Annotated in this window: 3 protein-coding genes; all 3 read left to right on the top strand. The window is 50.4% G+C overall.

Annotated features, from left to right (window positions below):
• Positions 1-27 precede the first annotated feature (27 nt).
• On the top strand, positions 28-1,356 hold the full coding sequence (locus tag CAG65_RS08270; protein ID WP_021704714.1) for a sphingomyelin phosphodiesterase: 1,329 nt from the start codon (positions 28-30) through the stop codon (positions 1,354-1,356).
• Positions 1,353-2,303, top strand: coding sequence for a chromosome partitioning protein ParA (locus CAG65_RS08265; RefSeq protein WP_161453318.1), 951 nt, complete (start codon positions 1,353-1,355; stop codon positions 2,301-2,303). The genes CAG65_RS08270 and CAG65_RS08265 overlap by 4 nt, the downstream gene beginning before the upstream one ends.
• A 159-nt stretch (positions 2,304-2,462) precedes the next feature.
• Positions 2,463-4,847 (top strand): M9 family metallopeptidase (locus CAG65_RS08260; RefSeq protein WP_161453317.1); only part of this gene is annotated, 2,385 nt, incomplete at its 3' end.

Here is a 4,847-nt window from a genome sequence, read left to right as displayed (position 1 = left end):
CTTCAAATTTATACAAAGGATGGAAAAATGAATCTTACGCAGTGGAATGTATTGTTAGCTTCAATTCTGGCGCTTCCTGCCGTTGCAGATACCGATGTGTATCTGACCAATAACTCTGATCAAACTTTAACCATACAGGTCAACCATGAAGGATCGGACTTACTGCAATACGGTGAAGAATGGCAACAGCATGTTGAAGTGCTGGGGCCATGGGAAACCAAGCAGGTGATCAGCTTTAATCGTTGGGAAGGTGTGAAATCCGGTGAAACCTATCGTTTCCATACTGTTGTGTCTAATCCGCAAGGGGAAAGCGTTACCCTAAACCAGGTAATGGAAGGCCACTGGTACAATTCTACTATCGAATACGGTGTCTCGGCTTCCGATGTCGGTCTGCAGTTGCAAGACGATCGCAATGTACATCGCTTCGACAGCGACAGTTTTGGTGACCGTGCGGCCGAGCTGGCATTTAAATCGGCTCAGACCGCTCGTTACGATGATCTTTACTACACTATCACCCCCGCCAAAATTGATGAGCAGCCAGAGCCGGACGAAGATACGTTGAAGATGATGACTTACAACATTTGGGCGTTACCTGCGATTGCCTCCCACATCGACGACCGTTTTGACATTATTCCGGAATATGTCAAAGGCTATGATGTGTTAGCGCTTCAGGAAGTGTTTGCGGGGGGCCGCGACGAGTTTCTGCGTGAGCTTGCCAAAGAGTATCCTTATCAGACCAAGATGCTGGACAAAGATGGCGTCAATATTTATGACGGCGGTGTGATGATAGTCAGCCGTTACCCCATTGTGAATCAGGCTCAGTATGTATTTCCAGACTGCACCGGTACGGACTGTTTCGCCGATAAAGGCGTGAATTATGCCGAGATCATCAAAGGTGGTAAGGCATACCATGTGTTTGCGACTCACACGGCTTCTTACGATACCGATACGGCGCGCGACTACCGTCAACGTCAGTTTAAACAGATGCGCGCAATGGCGCAGTCTCTCGAGATTCCTGCCAACGAAACGGTGGTCTACAGCGGTGATTTCAATGTCAACAAGCGTAAATTCCCAGGTGACTATCAACAGATGATTGCTAACCTGAGTGCGATTGAGCCTCAGTATACGGGTTATACGGAATCGACTTTTGACCCACGCATCAACGACTTCGCTGGTGAAGCTCTGTCAGGTGGTGAGAACGTGGAATATTTAGATTACGTGATGGTGAGCAATGAGTATGGCATTAAGGCTTACAACGACAATCGCGTGGATGTCCCGCGTTCAACGGATGAACGTTTGTGGAAACACTACAATCTGTCGGATCACTTCCCGGTCAGTGCGGTCATCAAAGAATGAATCGCCTTATCTCAGTCACTGTGCTTGCCGTTGTGGCGGGCACTTTGTGGTGGCGTTACAGCTCGGCACCAGTTTCAACTGTCTTGTCGCCGGAGCCCGTCTCAGCGCCCGATCAGCCTTCAGGTTCATCGGGCTTGGTACCTGAGAGCGTGCCTACACCGAGTTCGGTTTCACCCAGCCGCGAGTCATCTGAGCGTTTGATGGATCTGGCAAAGCGGTTTGAATACGCGCAGGGGCGAGCCTTTGTTTTTCAGGTGGAAGCGTTTTGGCGTGAGTGTCTGGATCGCGATAGCTGTGCCTTGGAGCTCGATTTAATACAAACCATGCTGACGCCGGAGCGTTATCAGTTAATCGCGCACTATCAACGTTTGAATCAGGAGTGGCAGCAGAGTCTTGGCAGCACCTCACTCAGTGATTTTGCGACCTTGCAGGCGAGAGTTGAAGAGGTTAAGCGCCTGGCTCAACAGACATGGGGAGAGGCTGCCAACATCGTGTTTGCTGACGAGTTTGCCGTCTATGACTTTAGTCTGGAAACGCAGCAGTTAGCCACCGAAAGCCCCGATCAGTTTGTGCAATCTTATCGCCACTTACTCAATCAATGGCATAAGAGTGAAGCAGCGATCGGTTTAGTCAGCTCTGCGGCCAAATACGAAAGAGGCCTCAGCCTGATTCCTCACTCATATAGCCAGACGCAAAGAGAACAGGTGTCTTCACAGCTTGCGGCAATGTACCTAAGTGATGCGGAAGCGAACGACATACAAGCCAGAGCGCAGCAAGTGGCAGAGCAGACAACGCAGACTCAGAGCTATCAACAACAGCTGGAAAGATTAAAACGCACACTTGAACAACAGCGTCAGAGCCGCTTTGCCAACCTGACGGACAGTGAGTGGCAGCAATATTATGATGACCAGATTAGTGAGTTTCGTATCAGTTTCTTTTCTGGCTAACTGATTGTTAAATATATGTTTTATTTTATCGATTGCGATTGTCTTATTTGGCGAAAGTTTTGAACCAGCCTCTAAAAGGCTATGCATTTGGATTTATATTAAGCATTAATCGTTGATATAACGCAGCCTCAAATCATTACTATAAAAAGGGTGTTGCGTATGAAACACAATCAACGTCTATTCGTTCCCAAGAAACTGGTCACGGCGCTGTTGCTGGCCGGTGTCAGTTCCACTGCTGCTGCACAATGCGAATATCAGGATCTCATCCAGTCTCCGGATATCATTGCTGATATTTCGGACGCGGAACAATCCTGTTTCCGCTCCTGGTACAATGCGCCAGAAGAGGCAGCTCAAGGGTTATACAGTGAAGCGTCACTGCAACAAATCCAGCGTGCGTTGGCGACAGAAGTCACTCACTATCGTGGTGAGGACGCACAGGCCAAGCGAATCGCCAACTTGAGTGAGTTTGTACGCGCTGCGTATTTTGCCCGCTATGCCACGCAAGATAAACACGGCTACTACTCAGAAGCGATGAGTCAGTCTTTGGCTCAACTGTCTGATCAGTTCCTACGCTCTCCATTCGCGCGCGACTTGGGCCGAGATCAAGTGGACGCGATGTCAGGGATGAGCCTGATGGTTGACAGCGTAAAACAACTGCCGTTGGCGATGGACTCCATGCTGGACATGTTGGGTTCGTTTGACCGTGAAAGTGCGCAGAACCTGCAATATGTCGATGGCCTCAACAACCTCTTCCGCGCGATGTCCGGCCATGTTTCGCGCAGCGCGTTTTACGATGATATGGCTCGCCATCCGGAGTACCTGACACGCCTAAAAACGTTTGTTGACCAGAATCAGTGGGCACTGGGTACCGATGCAGAATTTTTGGTGTACAACGCCGTACGTGAATCTGGCCGTCTTCTGGCCACGCGCAACGACACGCTTCGTGAACAGGTGTTGGCGATGATGGAGCAGACACTGCAACAGCATCAAATTGGCACGCCGGGTGAGCGTCTTTGGTTGGCGGCGGCAGAAATGATCCTGTTTTACGCGCCGGAGCGGGGCGCCGAGCTGCATTTGGCGGAAGGAAAAACGCAACTGGAGCAACGTTTGCTGCCGAATCGTTACACTTGTCATGGACCGGCAATCATTCGTTCGCAGAATTTGTCCGATCAACAAGCTCAAAAAGCGTGTGATGTACTGGAAGCCAAAGAGGCGGACTTCCATGATGTGGTTAACTCGGGCGCCGTCCCGGTGGCCGACGACCACAACGATCAGGTTGAAGTGGTGGTATGGCCAAGTAACGACGCTTATGTCACTTATTCCAACTTCCTGTTTGGCAACAGTACCGACAATGGTGGTCAGTATCTGGAAGGCACACCATCGGATCCGAACAACACCGCTCGTTTTCTGGCCTACCGTTACGATTCAGGTGACGATCTGGCGATCCTTAACCTTGAACACGAGTATGTTCATTATCTCGATGGTCGCTTCAACTTATATGGCGGTTTCGGTGATACGCTCAGCCACGGCAACATGGTGTGGTGGCTGGAAGGGTTTGCGGAATACATGCATTACAAGAAAGGCTATCAGGCAGCGATTGATCTGGCCTCGGACGCCAACTACTCGCTGAGCGATGTGTTTGCCACGGATTACAACCATGACGTAAACCGCATCTATCGCTGGGGTTACCTAGCAGTGCGTTTTATGATCGAAAACCACCCGGCTGACGTTGATCGTCTGCTTCAGCTTGGCCGCAGCGGCGAGTACCAGTCGTGGGCGGAAGAAGTGAAGCGACTCGGGCCTCAGTACGACAGCGAGTTTGCTACTTGGTTAACAACACTCAGCAGCGAAGAACCAGGCACGGATCATGGCGATGATAATAACGATAATGGTGATCAGAGCGACGATGCCATGCCAAGTTTCGGTATGAATCATTCAGCGCATTTCTCTGCCGATCAATATGAAGAGCAGCAGTTCTATATTGATATTCCAGACGGCGTCACGTCGTTTACTGTGACAACACGTGGTGACGGCGATTCTGATTTGTACGCCAGTTACCAGAAAGTGGCGCATTACTACGATTATCAGGTTTCCGAATATGGCTCTGGTAGTGATGAAGTCATCACGTTCACACCACAAAGCAACGGTTTTATCGCTCCGGGACGTTACTATTTCAGCCTGACGGCACGCGAATCGTTCAGTGATGTTGAAGTGATCAGCCAAGTGGAAACCAGTTCACCGGCGAAAGCAGAAGACGACTTAACCCCTCTGCTGTTGACGAACGGACAAGCTGTGAACCTGGACATTAACGAAACACGTTATGCCGGTCTGTATGTAGACCGGCCGGCTGTCGTACGAGTGTGGCTGTCGTCTGTCGGCGAGAAAGACGGAGAGGTGGACCTGTATGTCGGGCGTCAAAGCTGGGCATCTACGGAGGATTTTGATCTTGCTTCCCAACACGCAGGCAGTAACGAGTATGTTGAAATGACAGTAGAGCAGCCAGGTTACGTCCATTTCACTTTGGATGCACAGCATCCGGGTGGG

The sequence above is a fragment of the Vibrio sp. V39_P1S14PM300 genome, from assembly GCF_009904765.1.
Classification (GTDB): domain Bacteria; phylum Pseudomonadota; class Gammaproteobacteria; order Enterobacterales; family Vibrionaceae; genus Vibrio; species Vibrio proteolyticus.
The sequence above is the reverse complement of the archived record's forward strand: the minus strand, read 5'-3'. Positions and strand labels throughout refer to the sequence as shown.

Coding starts and splice junctions, on each gene's coding strand:
- CAG65_RS08265 (WP_161453318.1), top strand. CDS start 1,353: ATGAATCGCCTTATCTCAGTCACTGTGCTTGCCGTTGTGGCGGGCACT.
- CAG65_RS08270 (WP_021704714.1), top strand. CDS start 28: ATGAATCTTACGCAGTGGAATGTATTGTTAGCTTCAATTCTGGCGCTT.